The organism is Streptomyces sp. RGM 3693, from assembly GCF_050471125.1.
Taxonomy (GTDB): domain Bacteria; phylum Actinomycetota; class Actinomycetes; order Streptomycetales; family Streptomycetaceae; genus Streptomyces.
Genome location: NZ_JBMPPQ010000001.1, coordinates 2,807,989 through 2,825,161 on the forward strand (window position 1 = coordinate 2,807,989; position 17,173 = coordinate 2,825,161).

At 67.7% G+C, this 17,173-nt stretch carries 12 protein-coding genes; 3 read left to right on the plus strand and 9 right to left on the minus strand.

Features of this window, described 5'->3' with window-relative positions; all coding sequences use genetic code 11:
- Positions 1-4 precede the first annotated feature (4 nt).
- The 7 genes from ACO0M4_RS12090 to ACO0M4_RS12120 all read right to left on the minus strand — a co-directional run bounded on the left by ACO0M4_RS12090 (position 5) and on the right by ACO0M4_RS12120 (position 9,326).
- On the minus strand, positions 5-1,096 hold the full coding sequence (locus ACO0M4_RS12090; protein WP_430369879.1) for a hypothetical protein: 1,092 nt from the start codon (positions 1,094-1,096) through the stop codon (positions 5-7).
- Complete coding sequence (locus ACO0M4_RS12095; RefSeq protein ID WP_430369880.1) at positions 1,093-2,025, minus strand: hypothetical protein; 933 nt, start codon at positions 2,023-2,025, stop codon at positions 1,093-1,095. Before ACO0M4_RS12095 ends, ACO0M4_RS12090 begins: the two co-directional genes overlap by 4 nt.
- On the minus strand, positions 2,025-2,927 hold the full coding sequence (locus ACO0M4_RS12100) for a phage distal tail protein (RefSeq protein ID WP_430369881.1): 903 nt from the start codon (positions 2,925-2,927) through the stop codon (positions 2,025-2,027). Before ACO0M4_RS12100 ends, ACO0M4_RS12095 begins: the two co-directional genes overlap by 1 nt.
- A 2-nt stretch (positions 2,928-2,929) precedes the next feature.
- A complete protein-coding gene (locus ACO0M4_RS12105) occupies positions 2,930-7,891 on the minus strand; it encodes a phage tail tape measure protein (protein ID WP_430369882.1) in 4,962 nt (1,653 codons plus the stop codon).
- 57 nt (positions 7,892-7,948) lie between these two features.
- On the minus strand, positions 7,949-8,254 hold the full coding sequence (locus ACO0M4_RS12110; RefSeq protein ID WP_430369883.1) for a hypothetical protein: 306 nt from the start codon (positions 8,252-8,254) through the stop codon (positions 7,949-7,951).
- A 20-nt stretch (positions 8,255-8,274) separates the two neighbouring features.
- Positions 8,275-8,787, minus strand: coding sequence for a hypothetical protein (locus ACO0M4_RS12115; RefSeq protein WP_430369884.1), 513 nt, complete (start codon positions 8,785-8,787; stop codon positions 8,275-8,277).
- Between the two features lie 80 nt (positions 8,788-8,867).
- Positions 8,868-9,326 (minus strand): hypothetical protein, encoded by a 459-nt coding sequence (locus tag ACO0M4_RS12120; protein ID WP_430369885.1) that lies wholly within the window; start codon positions 9,324-9,326, stop codon positions 8,868-8,870.
- A gap of 324 nt (positions 9,327-9,650) precedes the next feature.
- On the opposite strand from ACO0M4_RS12120, the gene ACO0M4_RS12125 reads away from it, so the two are divergent.
- Positions 9,651-10,211 (plus strand): HNH endonuclease, encoded by a 561-nt coding sequence (locus ACO0M4_RS12125; RefSeq protein ID WP_430369886.1) that lies wholly within the window; start codon positions 9,651-9,653, stop codon positions 10,209-10,211.
- A 564-nt stretch (positions 10,212-10,775) separates the two neighbouring features.
- On the opposite strand, the gene ACO0M4_RS12130 is transcribed toward ACO0M4_RS12125, so the two are convergent.
- Both ACO0M4_RS12130 and ACO0M4_RS12135 read right to left on the minus strand, forming a co-directional pair.
- Entirely contained in the window at positions 10,776-10,958 is a 183-nt protein-coding gene (locus ACO0M4_RS12130) for a hypothetical protein (protein WP_430369887.1), read from the minus strand.
- The gene (locus tag ACO0M4_RS12135; RefSeq protein WP_430369888.1) at positions 10,958-11,824 is read right to left on the minus strand and encodes an FG-GAP repeat domain-containing protein; all 867 of its coding nucleotides are present in this window, start codon (positions 11,822-11,824) and stop codon (positions 10,958-10,960) included. Before ACO0M4_RS12135 ends, ACO0M4_RS12130 begins: the two co-directional genes overlap by 1 nt.
- A 661-nt stretch (positions 11,825-12,485) precedes the next feature.
- On the opposite strand from ACO0M4_RS12135, the gene ACO0M4_RS12140 reads away from it, so the two are divergent.
- Both ACO0M4_RS12140 and ACO0M4_RS12145 read left to right on the plus strand, forming a co-directional pair.
- Positions 12,486-16,319, plus strand: a complete 3,834-nt coding sequence (locus ACO0M4_RS12140; protein WP_430369889.1) for a virulence factor — start codon at positions 12,486-12,488, stop codon at positions 16,317-16,319.
- Positions 16,316-17,059 (plus strand): hypothetical protein, encoded by a 744-nt coding sequence (locus ACO0M4_RS12145; RefSeq protein ID WP_430369890.1) that lies wholly within the window; start codon positions 16,316-16,318, stop codon positions 17,057-17,059. The genes ACO0M4_RS12140 and ACO0M4_RS12145 overlap by 4 nt, the downstream gene beginning before the upstream one ends.
- Positions 17,060-17,173: the final 114 nt, after the last annotated feature.

Consider the following 17,173-nt stretch of genomic DNA (forward strand, 5'->3'; position numbering starts at 1 on the left):
CCGGTTAGGCGGTTGTGCCGTAGTGGTAGGCGTCGGCGCGGGCCAGGGTGACGGTGGCGGTCTCGCCGGCGGGGGTTTCTGGCCGGATGGTCCAGCCGGTGATGCGGCACCAGCCGGACCAATTCGCCCACTGCGAGCGGACGGTTACGCGGACGTCGTCCCCGACCTGCCAGGAGCCGATCGGCGCCTGGGGATGGTCGCGGACGGTAATCTCCTCGACGTGCCCGAGAGACTGCCGCCACGCCCGCTCGGCCTTCGCGCGCTGGGCCAGGGTGTCTTTGCCTCGTACCTCTGGCAATTCCAGGACGTGTTCCAGACGCAGACGGTGGTTGCGGACGGCGTCGATGGCTCGTTGCTGGGCGCGGCCTTCACCGGCGCCGGTGGCGATGACGACCTGCGCGTAGTCGTCGGCGCTGTAGGTGACCGGGGGACTGTCGATGATGTTGATGCCGCTGGTGAACGACACGTCGGTGCGACGGGCGCCCAGGAGTGGATAGCCCAGCTGGATCCTGCGGACCGGCTGGCGGTGGTGCCCCCACCAGGTGGTGCAGGTGTAGTCGGGGGAGTCCGGGCCCTTGACGAGGTCATCGAGCTGGTCCCCGAGGACAGGGGTTTCCCACCAGCGTGAGTGCCACGGTTCGGCGGCTGTGCCCACGGTCGCCGTTGACGCGGTGGCGTCGACGGTGAGGCCCAGGTCGCCGTCCGGGAGGGACTGGGCGTAGTCGACGATGTCCCGCGCAATCTTGCACGGGTCGGTGTTGACGTAGGGGCCACGGCCGTTCAGTTCACCGTCGACGTCGTGCCGGCGTTGGAGGTAGGAGGACCAGCCCGCGGCCTCCACCTTCAACTCGCCACCTTCCGGTTCGACCTGCCAGATCAGACCGCCCCAGCGCAGCAGCCCGTCGCGCTCGACGTACAGCAGTGTGTTGCCGGGGTCGGCCAGTTCGGGGTGCAGCCACGCCAGCCGCGGGGTGAGGGTGCCGCGCAGGTGCCCGGGCCCGTTGAGTTCCGGCCCGAACTCCACGTCCGCCAACGGCAGGTGTGGGGAGAGCCATTCGCCGGTCAGGGCGTGCTGGGTGAGGTATCGGTAGGTCATACCGGTCCCTCGGTGAACTCGACATCGGCCACGATGGACGTGCCCTCATCGACAGAGAGGTCACCCTTTTCGCTCTTGTTCATCCGGGCCCTCAGGAACAGCGGCTGGCTCGTGCCGCGGTAGCCGGCCGGGAGCGTGAGGGTGTCGGCGATCACGGCAGTGGTGCGACGGACCCCGTTGCCCTGGTCGTCGTCGATGACGGTGCTCTCGCTCTCGGCGGTGCCCAAGACGATCTGCATGGTGCCGAAAACGTCGGCGAAGTCCATCCGCAGCCCCGCCAGGGTCACCACGATGATCACCTTCGTGGCCCACTCGGGAACAGGGATCATCCAGCGGGCCTCGGCCGGCCACACATACCACTTGTCATCGTCCCGCCACGCCTTGCTGAGTGTGCGCGGATAAGCGGTGTAGAGGGCGCGCTCGCGACGGGGGTTGGCGACCTTCCGCAGATCCTTGATCATGCCCGCCGCTACGGTCCCGGTGTTGGCGGGCAGATCCAGGCGGGCTACAGGGATGCCGGTGACGCCCGGCGGTGCGGAGGTCGCGGTCTTCTCGACGTTGGGGATGATCTCGAACGCGTTGATGGCGTCGGCTGCCGGATCCAGACCGCCCTCGTACTCGGGGTCCGTGACGCGCAGGACCACCAGGTCGGAGCGGGGTGTGGCGCCTGTGGGGGCGACCGGGACGGTGGCGGTGCCGATGTTGTAGGCGGTGTAAGACCCCTGCCACGCATTCGCCTTCCCCCGGATCACCGCCGAGCCGTCAGCCACCTGCACACCGGCCCCCGGCACCGGCAGCGGGGTCACCTTCAGGTCCGGGGCCGCGGTGATGCCCTCCTGGCCACGGGAGAGGTCTTTGATCATCTGCCGGAAGGTCTGCGCGGAGTGTGTGGCGCCGTCGACGAGCAGCGGGGCTTGAGCAAGAGTCATCAGGATTGCGTCCTTCGGTTGTGCAGGGAGATGTAGGTGTCGCGCCACGTCGCGGTCAGGCGCGCGGTGGCGGTCGGGTCGGATGCGGTCCAGCGCAGTTCGCTTCGCCCAGGCGGCAGCACGAACGTGTCCAACCGCGAAGTGCAGGGGGCACTGCCGCCGTTGTCCCGAACGATGTGGATCTGCCCGGGGCGGGTATCGACGCGAACCCACTGGCCGGTGGTCAGCGTGACAGGCACACTGATGGTCCGCCCGGTCTCGACGTGCGTGATCTCAGGGTTCGCGCACGGGCCGTGGACGGTCAGGACCGGATGGGCATTCACGTCGCCGTTGTTGGTCACCCAGCCACGCCGCGACTGGCCGGACGGATCCGCGCTGGTGACACGGATCGGGGCCTGTACCGGAGCCTTGAATCCGCCCCCGGACAACCAGCCCAGCCGCAGACGCGCCTGCTGCTCGACGTCAGAGTGGAAGCGTGCCCCGGGTGCCACGAACTCCATGTCGAGCGGCACCCAGCCCAACGCCGCCTTCTCCAACGTTGGTTCGACCTTCCGAAGCCGGCCGTACAGCACCCGCACCGGGGCGCCGGGCCACTTGATCCGCAACGGCATGACTGCCCCGCCCACCGTCCGCACCGGCACTTCGTCCGCGACAGCTTCGAGGTCCGCGAGGATCTGCATGGCCGCGACCGCATCGCCGGGAGTCTTGATCGCACAGTCGATGCGCACCGCCCGCGCCTCGTACCAGTCTGGCCCCAACCACGCCCCATCGGAGTCCGGCTGCGGCACCACCTCACCGCGCACTCCGGCACGGCCCAGGCCTTGGATCTCCGCGATCGGCACACTCGTGCCGTGCCCGATCACGACCCCGCCGACATCGAGTTGGAAGTCCTTCAGCTCCACCGTCATCGCAGGACACCGCCCCGCTTGGCGCGGCGCATCTGGTACGACACAGCCGAGGCGATGTCGGTGGCCGTGGAGTTGGACCGCGTGACGTTGATGGTCTGGCTGCCGATCGCCGGGGCCTGGTGTACGACCACGATTTGAGTGCGGCCCTCGGTGGCGTCGACCAGCCGTCGCGGTGCGAGTGAGTACCCGAACCGGTCCGCGGTCTGTGCCAGAACGCCGGTAGCTCGCTGGCGCTTTGCTGTCGCATGCGGGATGTACGACTCCCCATGGGTCTCCGGCTCCGCGAACTTGATCAAGCCCTTGCCGGAGGAGTAGACGCCCGGCTCCCAGATACCGCCGTTCGCATACGCCTTGCCGGCGTTGGCCTTCGCCAGGTCGGCCAGGAACCGGTCCGCCTTGCCGCCCGCCTTCTTGATCTGGCTCTGGGAGGCGTTGGCGACCTCGATCAGCCGGTCCTCCTCGATCCCGGTCAGGTCGGCCACCGTGTGGATACCTCGGTCCTTTGCCAGAGCACCGATGATCTTCACCAGGTCGGTGAGCTGATCACCGTCGAGGAGCCGGCCGGCGGCCTGCGCGGCGGTGTTGGCCTGCCGGGCCGTCTTGGATTCCCGTACCGCCTGCGCCGCGAGGGCTTCGGCGCTGTCGTCGTTCTGCTCTGCCAGACGCTGAGCCAGCGCCCCATAGCCGTCCGTCGCCAACTTCGCCAGGTTGTCCTGGAAGGCGGTGGTGTCCTTCACGGCGTTGTTCAACTGGCCTGTGTAGTCGGCCAGTGTCGTCTTCGCGGTGCCGGCGAGCTTGGTCAGCTGCGCAGCCATGTCCTTGACGTACCGGATGGAACCTTGGGCCATCTTCCGGGTCAGGGCCACACCGTCCTCACCCATCTCTTCAAGGGCCTTGGCAACGTCGGTTCCCGCGCGCCGGGACACCGTCGCAAGGTCGTTGCGCCAGGCCGCGGCGGTGCGCAGCGACGTCCGCAGGTTCCGCTCGAACATGCCGAGGTCGAAAGCCTCGGTGCCGTCCTTGCCCTTACGCTGCGACTTGGAGACGACATCGGAGATGGAGAACCCGGAGGAGCCCAGAGGTTGGTAGGACCAGTTCGACAGGCCACCGTCGGCGTACCACGCGATCCCGGACGGGTCGCCGCCCAGGCGCCGCACGATCTCCTCAGTGATCCGCCGCGAGCGAGGACGCTTCGACGGCGCAAGCGGCACATACCCCTCGCCCTGCGTCTCCGGTTCCGCCCACACCCGCATGGCGCCAGCGGGCGCGATCTGCGCGACGTGGTTCTCGTGGAGCCCGCCGTCCGCGTAGGCGTAGGTGAGGATGCCGCCGTCCTTCTTCATCAACGGCACCCCGTTGACCTCCGCGCGGGGCACGTTGACAGTCTGGACGTAGTTGGTGATCGTCCGGCCGCGCAGCGAGTTGATCGCGGACTGGATCGCCGCCACACCACTTTGCGCGGGCCCTGCCGGCACGGTCACGGAAACGTTCTTGCTGCCCGGAATCCCCGCGATCTGGAAGCCGAGAGCCTGTAGTTGCGCGCGGGCCCCCTCGGTCGGGGCACTGACCGCGACCGTCCTTCCGCCCGGCAGACCCCTGATCTTCTGCTGAACTTCTTCGAGGCTGTTGATGGTCCCCGCGGTCGCCGAGGTGACCGTGACGTTCTTGGCGCCCGGGGTCTTGGCGATCTTCGCGATCAAGGCGTCCAGGTCGTCGCGCGCCGCGTCCGTGGGGGCAGTGATCTGCACCCGCCGGTCCTTGAGGTCCTTGATACTGAAGCCGAGCTTCGTCAGGTCCTCGCGGGCGTCGTTGCTCAGCGTGGCGATGGTGACCGTCTTGCGGTCCGGCCACGCTTTAAGCTCCTGCTGCACAGCGATCAGGTTGGCCATGGACTCGTCCATGCCGGCGGTCTGAAGAAGGATGGAGACCTGCTCAGGAACCAGGCCGGCCGCATCGGCGAGCTTCGCGGCCTGCTCGGCTCCCAGACCGAAGCCCTGCGCCGTGGAGAGCGCCGACGCCCGGGCCGTAGCCATCTCCTTCTGCGCGGCCTGCAACGCCTCCGGGACGCTCTTACCGTTGGCCTCGGCGTACTGGTAGGCAGCCAGCGACGCCTCGGCCGCGTTCGTCGACAGCCCCTGCAACAGGTCATACAGCTTCTGCCCGTTGCGGGTGACGGTCGACAGCGAACCGTCCATGTTCAACAGCGCCTTGCCGAACCCCTCGGCGTGGTCAACGCCGCCCTTCAACGCCTCAGCGGCATCGGACACGGACCGGTTCAGGCGCGCCTCGGCCGCCGACAGGTTCACCGAGCCGCCCGCGAGAACATCCAGCGCATCGTGCAGGGCCCGCGCACGCGAGTCAGCATCGGCTGTGGTGTCGGACAGGCGACGCATGGCGTCGGAGAACTTCCCGAACGGTCCGACTGCGTCGGAAGCCGACCGCCCACCACTGCCGGTGGCGTCAGCGAGGTCCCTGGCGTCCTTCACCGCCTGGGACATCTCATCCTTGACCGACCCCAACGCGTCAGCCGCCCGGGCCGCAGCAAGACCCTCATCGTCGTACGCCTTCGCGGCACCAGCGGAGGTGGGGATCCACTTCAGGTGAGCCTGCGCGGTGTCGTTCAAGCGCCGCTGAAGAGCATCCAGCCCCCCGTCCTGACTCATGTAGGCGTCGGTGAGCTGCCGGACACCGACCCCCGCTTTCGACATGACATCGACAAGCCGACTCTTACCGTCGAAGACCTTCGTATCCATGACCGTCTGCGCTGCGGCCGCCCGGACACTGTCGTTGACCGCACCGTTGGACTCCCGCAACGCCTGTGTGAGGGTGCTGATGCGCGACTGGTGCTCGGCCGCCGCCTGCGCGGCCTTTTGCTGATGGTCGGCGAGCATCGACAGCCCCACCCCGGCCGCCGCGATCGCCACGCCCCACGGGCCGCCCAGCGCGCCCATCAGCCCGCGGGCTGCACCACCGACACCGGCGCCGATCGCCCGGGCCACCCCACTGATCGGGCCGCTGGCGTTGCGGAACGCGGCGGTCATCTGCCCCACCACCGGGATGCGGGACTGCACCACGGCCAGGGCCTGACCGATCCGGCCAATGGACTGCCCCTGAGCAGCGGCAAGCCGTTCCTGGAACCGCATCTGATCGCCAAGCGACCGGTACGCGCCAACGACCGGCCCCGCCACCGTCTGACCCAGCCGCGACATCACCGGCGTGACACGACGGGCCAGCAGCATCGCGATGATCGCCGTCTGGACCGGACCCGGCAGCGCCCCGAAACCACGCACCAAGCCGGCCACGATGTGCCCGACCGGAATGAGCACTGTTGAGACCGAGCCAGCGGCCGAAGAAGCCAAGTTCAGGGCGGTGACGATGATGTCGAGCGCGGTACCGCCCGCACCGGCTTCCTTCGCGACCTCGCCGATAGCATCGGCCACCGGGGAGGCCGCCGACAGCATGCTGCGCAGCACCTCCAGAAGGGCACGGCCACCGTTGACCAGGACGTTCACCCCCGCAGCGGCGGTATCGAGCGCCAGGTCACCCAGCGGCCCACCCAAGCCCCCGAGCGCATCACCGACCTCGTCCAGCCCGGACGACACCGCCTTCGACACCGACGGCCCGGCCAAGGTGTACAGGTCGTGCAGGTAGTCCAAGGCCCCACCGATGCGAGGAGTGGCGGCCGCCATGCCCGCGGACAGCAACCGCGTCAACTTCTCCAACCCCGGTGCCGCGGCGGTGAACAGCACCTGCCCGGTATTCGACGCCTGTGTCTTGAGCTGGGTGACCGCACCGGCCAGCCCCTTCGTCTGAGACACGGCGATGTCCCCGGCGGCACCGGTGCGGGCGATCGCGGTATGCATCTGGTCGAAGGATTCAGCGCCCTGATGCGCCAGCGCGGAGGCGCCCGCCAGTGCCGGCTTGCCCACCACATCGGCCAGCGCACCAACGAAGTCCTTCTGAGACATCCGGTGCTGGGCCTTCTCGAAGCCCTCGATCACCGTCCGCAGACCACGGAAGTTGCCCTGCGCGTCCCACGCCTCGACGCCCAGCTCCGCCAGGCCCTCCTTCATTCGTTTGGTGGGCCGCGCGAGGTTGGTGAGCATCCCCCGCAGGGACGTTCCGGCCTTCGAGCCGAGGATGCCGGAGCGGGCCAGCATCGCCACCGCCGCCGCGGTGTCTTCGATGGAGATGCCGAGTTGCGCGGCGACCGGGCCGGTGTAGGACATGGCGTAGTAGATGTCCTGCAACCCACCCGACGCCGCGTTCGCCCCCGCGGCCAGCACATCTGCTGCCCGGCCCGCGTTGTTGGACGACAGACCGAACTGGTCCATCACATCACCCAGATACCGCGCAGCATCAGCGGCAGAGAGGTTGTCGGCGGCCGCGAGCTGCATCGCAGCCCGCGCGTTCGCGATCGACGAGGTCGAGGTCTGCCCCGCCTTCGCCAGCTCCAACATCGCGTCCGCGGCCTTCACCGCCGATGTACCGGGAATCTTCAGATCGGCGCCGAGCTCGCGGGCCTTCGCCGCAGCCTGCACCATCTCCACACCAGAAGCACCGGTAACCGCGCCCCACTTGTTGATGGCGCGTTGGTACTCGTTGCCCTCCTTCGCGATCTCCGCCAGCCCGGCGACGATGCCGCCACCGACCACCAGCTGACGAAGATGATGCAGCTCCTGACGGGAGGAGATCACGCCGTGGCGCAGCTGCCGCATCGAGGCATGCCCGTCCGCCCCAACACGGCGCAGACCAGCCCCCGCCCGCTCCGCCTCGCGGCCGATTCTGCGAAGACCGGAAGCGGAGCTGCGGGAGCCGGATCCGATCTGGGCAAGGCGCCGGTTCAGGGCATCGGTGTCGCGACCGAGCCCGCGCATCGCGCGGGAAGCCCGGCGGATCTCCGACAGGAGGTTCGCGAAGTCCGCCCGCGCCTGAACGCTGAGCGTGTAGGACGACACCTAACGGCGCCCTTACTCCCCACGCCCTTTCAACAATCCCCTCCCGAACCCGCGCGGCTACGGACGAGGTACCAGGCCGATGCGCACCCCATAGCCGTCCGGGCCCTCGGGCACCTGGTCCTGCTCGTGCGCGATCAGCTCACAGCCAGGGCACCGCACCGTCGTTGTGACGTACGCGAACCGGTCTCCGCCTTGCTCGTCATCCCACTCCGCAGACCGTGTCCCGCACTGCTCACACACCGCGCGCTGGTAGGCCGCGAACGCCAACGCCTTGGCCCGGTCGGTCTGCGACCACCGGCCATCACCGGCCCCCAGGAACTGGGAATGCGGAATGCCCCACCGGTCGCACAGCTCCAACTCCATGCGGAGCCGCGCGTCCGAGATCAGCCTTTTCCCAACTCCACCGTCGAGGTCCGCACGATCTGCTGCGCCTGCCACGCCGCAGCGAACAGTGCATTCGACTCCGCCACCGGCCACGAGTCCAGAAGCTCCTGCGCCTCCTCCTCACTCATGCCCTCGACCGTGTTGCCCTGATTGTCGCGTTCGACGTGGGCGGCCGCGGCCAGCGCCGCGGGGAAACGCTCCGGGTCCCACGCATCGCCGTCCTCGGCTTGCGTCTCGCTCGGAGGGAACCGCTTGATCAACCCATCCAGGATCGGTCGCGGCAGCGCACGAAACGTCAACTCCACCGCGACGGAGTCAAAGTGCGCTTGCGCGTGCTGGAGCTCCTGCTCGGCGCGGCGCGTCTCCTCACTCGACTCGCGACCGGCCTCGGCGTCCAGCAAGCGGCACCGCGACAGCTCCAGCGCCGCCGCGTCCACACGTGCCTTAGCCTCCTGATCATCACAGATCACCAGCGTGTGCTCCGGCAGCTGGCGAGCGCGCAGCCGCGCCATCTTCGTGGACCAGTGCGCGTCTCGACCCATAGCCTTGGCCGGGGGAGCGGACACAGCTTTCGTTTCCGCAGACACAGGCGTCACTTCTCCTGCTTCGGGACAACGGCGGCCGGCACCGCAGCATCCTGAGCGGGCTTCTCCGTGATCGAGAAATTCACGGTGAACTTCGCGGCCTCGTTGTCCGTGGAGTAGTTCGGCGACCGCGAACCCACCCGGACCGGGAAGACATCCATCGACCGGGAACTGGGCACGTCGCCCTTGCGGAGAAAGACGACCCACCCGGTCGCGTCCTTCTTCAGCAGCTGCTCCAGGTCATCCGACGCCCGGTCCTCGTAGAAGCCGAGAGAGGAGTCGTCGGCCTGGTCCGTGCCAGGGATCTTCGACTCGAACGTGCTCCCAAGGTCCGGCGTCTCGATCGGCTGGTTCGACAGCGTCCAGCCATCGATCGACGCGATCGCATCAGTCAGATCCGTACCGGCAGTCAGCTCGGAACGGGTAGGAACGTGGCCGGCATCGGCAACACTCTGGAGCCACAGCACGCGGGTCACCCCGCGCCGGGAGAACTTCTTAACCTGCAAGGTCTGCTGTCCGAATCCGGGACGGCAACCCCACACCTAGGGAGGCCCCGCCCCTCGACGATGAGTCGGGGAACCGGCCCAAACCACTGGATGGTTGGGCGTCCGCGAGAGGGCCTCCGCGGTGAGGATGCAAGCGCGATCAGCCTGTCACGGAGACCTCGAACAGCTGCACAGAGAACACGATACTGTCGTCAGCGGTCAACTGGGCATGTCACGTGGCGTGATCCGGGACGTAGTGCCGTTCGACGCCGGGGCTTGAGGATGAGGACGCGAGCAAGGTTCGAGATGTGGGTGCACCTCGCGGTTCTTTGCGCCAACGAGGGCCGGTGCGTCTACTGCAACGAGGCACGGTCCGAGGTCATGGACCACGTCGTCCCTTTCGCGCACGGCGGGCCTGACTCCTTGGAGAACCTCGTGCCGGCTTGCGATTCATGCAATGAAAGCAAAGGCGACAAGACGCCTCCCGAATGGGTGATGACCACCCACCTACGTCATCCCTGGAATTCAACAGACGCCACACCTTCCGACCCTTTACCTGACCTCCGACGCCTCTACGAGCACGCACACCGCGCGTGCGAGGAGACCCTGGGCCGCATCGAGGCCACGATCGAGGAGACATCCGACAAGAAACGCCGAAAGTGGATCTTGGTAAGGTCCTTGCAGTTCGGGATTCCCCGCAGTCGGTCACACATAGCGTTCTGCCGCGCGACGTTCGAAGAGGAGCTGAAGTTCGCCAAGGCCGTGGGATTCCCTGATCCACGGAGCACAGGCACCTCCGCCTTGGAGTTGCTCTCGCGGCAGAGTCCCGACGAAACCTCGGGCACGGACAGCACCGACGGGCTCTGACGGCATCTAACGCTTCCGGGCGCACACCGATGAGCCGGGCGTGAGCGCAGGCGGGCAGTCCTTGCAGCCTGGTGGCGAATAAATTCCCCCAGTAACGGACAGCCCATACCGCTGTGTGCCCGTCACGACGCCGCTGTCGGCCTCGCCGGGATCCACGCCGTCATCGATGAGCAACTCCCGCGCCCACATGTCCATGCCTGCACGCGGATGGGGCTCACCCACTCGCCCGAAGATGTCCGGCCGAGCACGGCCTGCCGCACCCGGTCTGCGAGCCACTCCGCCTGATCCGTACGTGCCGCCATGACCGTCACCTGGTACACGAGGTGAGCATCCTCCGCCTTGTCTGCCAGCGGCGCCCCATCCGTCAGCCTACCCTGTGGGTAGAGCACCGAGTGCGGCAACGACGCTGGCCGCCCGTCAACGAGCGGCAGACGGCCACGACCACACGGCTTGCCCGTCGCGGCGGCCGCTCCAACGTGGCGGGGTCGGAGTTGGGGCGGGAAGTCCACGCCGTACAGTCGACGAGGGGTGTCGCAGCTGGCTCCAACGGCATCCAACGTGGCCTCAGCAGCGCATCGATGACTCTGCGGATGTGCTTTGCGGTGGTTCGAGAAGGCTCTGCTCGGCGGCGGCAGTGGTCCGGAGCAGGTAGTCGACGACGTCGATGAGGTTTTGCCTGCGGCGATAGGCCGTTCTTTGACGGTCGGCGCCGTTCCCGTCGGCGTTCAATTTTTTGACCGCCGACATCAGGAGAACATCACGCGGTAGTTCTGGTAGCCGTAGCCGACGTTCCGCTTCGGTTCAAAGGGGGCGGCTGCGTTTCCGGTGCCCTTGTAGAAGTAGAGGTCGCCGTCGGGCTGGCGGGCGATGAGGTCGGCTTTCCCGTCGAGGTCGATGTCGCCTGTGGCGACCAGGGTGTTGTAGGCGTTCCAGCCGCTCCCGATCTTCGTACGTGCCGCGAAGGGGGCATCGGGGTCTCCGGTGCCCTGGTAGAGCCATAGCACTCCGGAAGTGTCGCGGGCGACGATGTCGGGCCAATTGTCTCCCGTGAGATCGCCCTTGCCGACTATCTGTGTGTACGCGTCCCAGCCGCCGCCGACCTGGCGGCGAGTGGTGAGGGTGCCGTCGCCATAACCCAAGTACAGCCATAGGACGCCGGATGAGTCTCGGCCGAGCACGTCGTAGCCGGCGGTGCCGCCCAGGTTTCCCGGTGAGAAGACGGTGTCGTAGATGTTCCAGCCACCTCCGACGTATCCGTAGCTGCTGGACATGCCGCCGTCAGCCGTCCAGACCCAGGTGTCGTCGGCGACACCGTCCCCGTCGTCGTCGGCGCTGCTGGCTGTTCGTACGTTGCCGTAGTCGGTGGCGAGGAGCTCGCGGGGAGCGAGAATCTGGGAATTGTCGGCCGCGTAGGAGTAGAGGTTGCCCTGGGTGTCGATGGCGAACATGCCGAAGACCGCAGCCCGTGATGCGGACGCCTGGGGCGATCGGGGCCGCGCCGGGGCTGCGTCGCGGGCTGCCTTCGTGATCCGGGAGGCGTCGGGTGCCTGGGGCGATGTGCCGGTGTCTGCTGATGCGGCACTGCCTGTGGTAGTGATCAGGGCTGCGGCCATGAGCGCGACTGTAAGCCGTGAGAGCAGCCTGTCATGGCGGTAGTTGGTGAGGCCAGGCATGGGATCTCCTGTGAACTGGATCGACATCGCAAGTGGCGGTCGGCGTTGGCGGGCTGCCGCAGATCGTGGTTGCCCGAATTTTCCGGTTCATTGCGAATGGGCAGTGCAACCAATGCACATGACCGTGAGTCACACCAGGAAGACCGTGTGATCACTGTGGAGATTGGCCGCCTCGCGGATCTTGCCATATGTGCATACTGTGCGCCTAGTGTGTGCATCCTGTGATGTATCAGTGAAGACCAAGTCTGTTGATGCGGCCTGATGTCCGCCTCGTGTCGGTTCGCCCTGCCGCCAACTCGGCGCCATTGCTGCGAACTGAGGGGATTCATGTCAGGCCCATGCTCATTCGTGCTGCCCGTAGCGGCACGCGGAAGGAGTCGAGTTGCCCCGCAGGGCTTCGTCAAGTGGGCGAAGAAAACGAAGACTTATACGCCTCGCTCCGGCGCTGACGCCGGTCACCGCGCTGGTTCTGTTAGCAGGACCGGCCCTTCAGCCGGGAGCTCTGACATCGAAACAGGGCGACCGCACCAGCAAGGTCGGTGACTCCTACGACTGGTACGAGGACACCGCGGCCGAGCGGCTGCGACAAGACCAGTGCCTGATGAACGACGTGCTGCGACTGGGCGGAACGTCGATGGCGGCCACGGCCCAGGACGGCCTCAACCAACCCCCGGACAAGCTGCACATATTGGCCAACCGTGAGCACTGGGGGGACACCCCAGTCGGCCATGCCTACGGCAGCGACAAGGACACTGCCCTCAAGGCCATAGAGGACCTCAGCGCCTTGGCCAAGGGATGGCAGACACCCCTGGAGGGCCTGGACACGCCAGGCGGCTTCACGGACGCCGACTTCCACTGGCCGCCCGGTTCCCCGGGCGACGGGAAGAAGGATTTCTACGATCAGACCGGCCTCGGGCAGTGGTACGCCGGCCTCTTCTGGCAGCAAGAGGACACGTTCTACGAAGACCCCACCACCTCGGCCGACAAGGCCACGAGGAATGCGGTGGCGGCCCAGGGCGGCCCGCTGTACGCCAACGACCCGGACCCGAGCCTGCCACGCGACGAGTGGAACCGTGCCCTGGCCGAGCACGACGCGTACGACTACCTCTTGAACCAGACGGTAGAGCCGATGGGCGCCGACAACGCCCGGATCTTCCTGGAATCGGGAGGCTTTCCCAAGTCGGCGCCGGAGCCGGACAGTGCCGAGTTCCGGATCGCAGTCGAGAACCTCAAGAGTCGCTTCGCAGCATGCACATGGCGCGACCCGATCGACCCCGACAAGGTCCTCGGCAACGAAGTGAGCACTGCGGCCGAGGAGTGGCAGCAGGAGATCACCTCGCAGGCGGCGCAGCGCAACCAGATTCTGGACGTAAACACCAACGCGACCAAGGCCCTTGCTTCCGGAGCGAAGATCCTCGGCAACATGTTGGGCAATTCCTGGGTGGCCGACCATGTTGCCCGGTGGCAGTCCTACTGGTCACCCGGCGGGGCCGGCAGCAGCAAGCTCACCAAGCCTGATGCGGCACAGTTCGACAAGGCCAAGAAGAGCCTCGCCAATGCCCAGTCAGTGACGAAGTCTCAGCTGATCCTGCTGAAGCAGCAGGCAGCCGCAGCAAAGCGGGCCGTCACCACCACCGACACCGCCGAACAGGCCGCCTACACCATCGCCGACACCAACGGGGCACCGCGCGGACGTGGGTTGCTGGTCGCCCAGCAAAAGGCACAGGTCACCCATGGCGCGGCAGCCGCACTGGACGCAATGGTCGTCGCCGCGCAGACCGCCGAGGCGGCCACGCACGCCTCGGCCTCCGACAGCGCGACGATCGCGCAGCGCGCACTGGCACAGGCCGCCCAGTCGAAGGCAGAGTTCCGCAAAGAGGCGGCACAGTTCGCCGAGCAGCAGGCCAAAGCCTCCGCCGCCTCCGCGAAAGAGCACCGCGACAACGCGAAAAAGGACAAAGAGACTGCCGAAAGCAAGCTCCAGGAGGCCCTTAAGGCCGAGGCCGACGCCAAGGCCGCAGCGGCCGACGCGCACGCCAAGCGGCTGACAGCGGAGGCCGAGGAAAAGACGGCCAAGGCACAGAAGGAGATAGCGGACGCCAAGAAGGCCGAGGCTGCCGAGCACAAGCGCAACGCCCAGAGCTACCAGTCCACGGCGGAGGAAGCCAAGAAGAAGGCCGACGCTGCGGCCACCACCGCCTCCCAGAAGCGTGAAGCGGCGGAGGCAGCCCGCGACAACGCCAAGGCCAAGCGGGATGACGCCTGGGACGCCGAACAGAAGGCAGACACGGCACGCGCCAAGGCCGACGCGAAGGACGCGTACGCCAACGCTCACGACGCCGACGACAATGCCACCGAGGCCCGCGCCGCAGCCGACGCCGCAGACCACGCAGCCGACACCGCCGAATCAGCGGCCAAGTCGGCACGCAGTGAAGCCAACGCGGCTACGCAGGCCGCAGCGGACGCGGATGCCGCAGCCACTCGTGCCGAAGCCGCCGCAACCAGGGCCCGAGCCGCGTCCGACGCAGCCCAGGCCGACAAGCTCAAGGCCGACGCCGCCGTAAGGACGGCCACCAGCGCCGCCGCGGACGCCATCGCCGCATCCCAACATGCCGCCGCCGAGGCCAACGCTGCCGTCAAGGACGCCGACGAGGCCGAACAGCACGCCAAAGACGCCAAGTCCCATGCCGACGAAGCCCAGAAGGAGACCAGCAAAGCCCGGGCAGCAGCGGCCAAGGCTGCAGGCTTCGCCTATGCCACCGCCCAGGCAGCCGCCGACGCCCGCCAAGCGGCAGCGCAGGTCGCCAAGCCAGCCAACGACGCCATCCAACTGGGCTCGCCCTACATCACCACCGACTCCGCGGCACCCCTCGTCGTACTCTCCGGCCAGGGATCGAAGACCATCGCCGAGCAACAGGCCGCTGTGGCCGAGGCGCATGCCAAGAACGCCAAGAAAGAAGCGGCACTCGCCCAGAGCCTCGCCGACAAGGCCGCCGCGGACACCAAGGCCGCCTACCAAAGCGCCGCCAACGCCGCCAACTACGCATCAGAAGCCCGCGGTTACGCCAACGAAGCACTCGGCTACTCGGCCGATGCCGCTGAAGCCGCCTCCAAGGCCGCGCAATCACTGACACGCACGATCGAATACGACCGGCAGGCCACCGAGGACGCCGCAGCGGCCGACGCGGCCGCCGGCCGGGCCGAGGGCTACGCCAAGGACGCCCGCGCCTCCGCCGACCAGGCGGCCCTCGATGCCGAAGCGGCCCGCCAGGCCGCCGATGCAGCGCAACAGGCCGCCAACGACGCCCGCGCGGCAGCCAACCGAGCCGACGCGGACGCCACCGCCGCCGAAGAAGCGGCCAAGGAAGCACAGAAGCACGCGGAATCCGCACAGCAGGCAGCCGAACAGACCGAGCGCGGAGACGCGAACAAGCAGGTCTCGACGGGCGCCGGAACCGGCGTCGACCGTGTCTTCTACGTCGTCGACAAGGTCACAGAGGCGGGACCGGCCAAGCAGCTCAACCTGTGTGACTACGGGCCTCAGGGCTGCACGGTGACGTACGAGCTGCATCTCGATGTCACGGTCAGCTACTACTACTGCCTCAATCCCGACGTCCCCGCTACTGAGGCCGGCTGCCCGCAGCAGGACACGTTGTTCCTCGGCACGGAGACGCTCAAGAACCAGACGAACAACTGGACCCACCACTTCAGCTTCGGTGACATCACCCGGATCGGCTGGCAGAACCTCTTCGGGGACAAGGTCGGCGCCGTCCTGTACGAGATCGTGCTGGGTGACGCCGCCCGCTGCTACCACGGCGACAAGTCCAGCTGCGCCTGGGCCGCCGCGGCGCTCGTACCGCCCTCAATGGTCGAGAAACTCGCCGAAGCGGCCAAGCTCGCCATACGGGCTGAACAGGCCATCAAGACCGGCGAGGACGCCGCGCAGGTTCTCGCAGATCTCAAGAAGATCTACGGGGAGAAGGGCGCCGCGCAGGTCGGCGACGCCACGAGTGCGGCGGGCCTTGGGCTGCGTATCGCGGCCGGGGTAGCGGAACGGGCCAAGATCCACCGTCCCGCTCTCGACCCGAAGCTGCTCCAGAGGCTCACGGACGCCGGGGTGAAGTTCGACAAGACGAACACGATCTGGATCGCCGAGTTCGCCAAGCCCGGTGTGCCCCTCGCCTGGCTGGAGAAGGGCGACGTCCACTCGGGTCTGATCCACATCATGTTCCGGCATGCGGGAGAGTTCGCGACCGCGGGAGTCGCAGTGGAGAACATCCCGGCCCTCGTGAAGACGGCACTGACCGAGGGCACACGGATCGGCACCCAGGGTGCCAGCAGGGCGATCTACGAGGTCACCTTCCAGGGTAAGACCCAGCGTCTGGCCATTAGCGTGGGCGACAACGGATATGTGATCGGAGCCAATCCCGTATGACAGCCGAAGAACCGCGCCCCGTGCTCATGCAGGCCCGGGGCGAGCCGTCCCCGCTGCACGAGCCCGAGGACCCCGCGGCTTACGACGACCTCAGCGCCTACACCCGCACCGTCCCGCTGGACGACGAGCGGCTGGCCCTCCCGGCCGACCTGGCGGACGCACTGCGCGCCTGGTCGCTGTCCCGCCCGGCGGGAGGTTTCACCTCTCGCCCGGACCTGCGCAAACACGTCAAGCATGGGCTGGCGACCGCCCAGCGACTAGCCCGGCGGCTCGGGCCGTCCTGGTCCGTGCGCTACTGGGACGAGCGCCATCGGACGGCGAAGTGGCTGTGTTGGGGCTGCGACCGACTGCACTGGGAGCGCGACGACCACGACACGCCCCTGCATCCGGTCGACGTCACGGTTGAGGGCGAGTACGCGTGCGGTCCGCTGCGCGCCGAAGGGTTCGGGGACTTCTTCCCGGACGATCCCGCTGCCGCGCTGGACCTGTCCGACAACCTCATCGCCGACCTGTACACGTGGGCGAAGAGCATCGACACCACGCTGAACCTGCACCTGCGGGACCGAGAGGAGGGCAAGTACGACGCCGAGTGGGAGCGGCTGTTCCAGGACGGGATGGACCTGGCGAAACGGGTCGCACACGAGCTGGGTCCCGCCCGGACGGTGACCTACAAGGGCCTGGCCAATGGGGGCCTGGCCGCGCTCACATCCATCACCTGGCAGGGGGACCGGCAGTTGTAACGCTCGCACCCCATGCACCACCGGGCCCGCACTCACCCGAGTGCGGGCCCAGCGAGCTTGACGGGCGGTCCTGAGATAGCGCCAACGAGGACGAGCACGGCCAGGACGGCTGCG

Coding starts and splice junctions, on each gene's coding strand:
- ACO0M4_RS12090 (WP_430369879.1), bottom strand. CDS start 1,096: ATGACCTACCGATACCTCACCCAGCACGCCCTGACCGGCGAATGGCTC.
- ACO0M4_RS12095 (WP_430369880.1), bottom strand. CDS start 2,025: ATGACTCTTGCTCAAGCCCCGCTGCTCGTCGACGGCGCCACACACTCC.
- ACO0M4_RS12110 (WP_430369883.1), bottom strand. CDS start 8,254: ATGGAGTTGGAGCTGTGCGACCGGTGGGGCATTCCGCATTCCCAGTTC.
- ACO0M4_RS12115 (WP_430369884.1), bottom strand. CDS start 8,787: ATGGCGCGGCTGCGCGCTCGCCAGCTGCCGGAGCACACGCTGGTGATC.
- ACO0M4_RS12125 (WP_430369886.1), top strand. CDS start 9,651: ATGTGGGTGCACCTCGCGGTTCTTTGCGCCAACGAGGGCCGGTGCGTC.
- ACO0M4_RS12130 (WP_430369887.1), bottom strand. CDS start 10,958: ATGTCGGCGGTCAAAAAATTGAACGCCGACGGGAACGGCGCCGACCGT.
- ACO0M4_RS12135 (WP_430369888.1), bottom strand. CDS start 11,824: ATGGCCGCAGCCCTGATCACTACCACAGGCAGTGCCGCATCAGCAGAC.
- ACO0M4_RS12140 (WP_430369889.1), top strand. CDS start 12,486: ATGAACGACGTGCTGCGACTGGGCGGAACGTCGATGGCGGCCACGGCC.
- ACO0M4_RS12145 (WP_430369890.1), top strand. CDS start 16,316: ATGACAGCCGAAGAACCGCGCCCCGTGCTCATGCAGGCCCGGGGCGAG.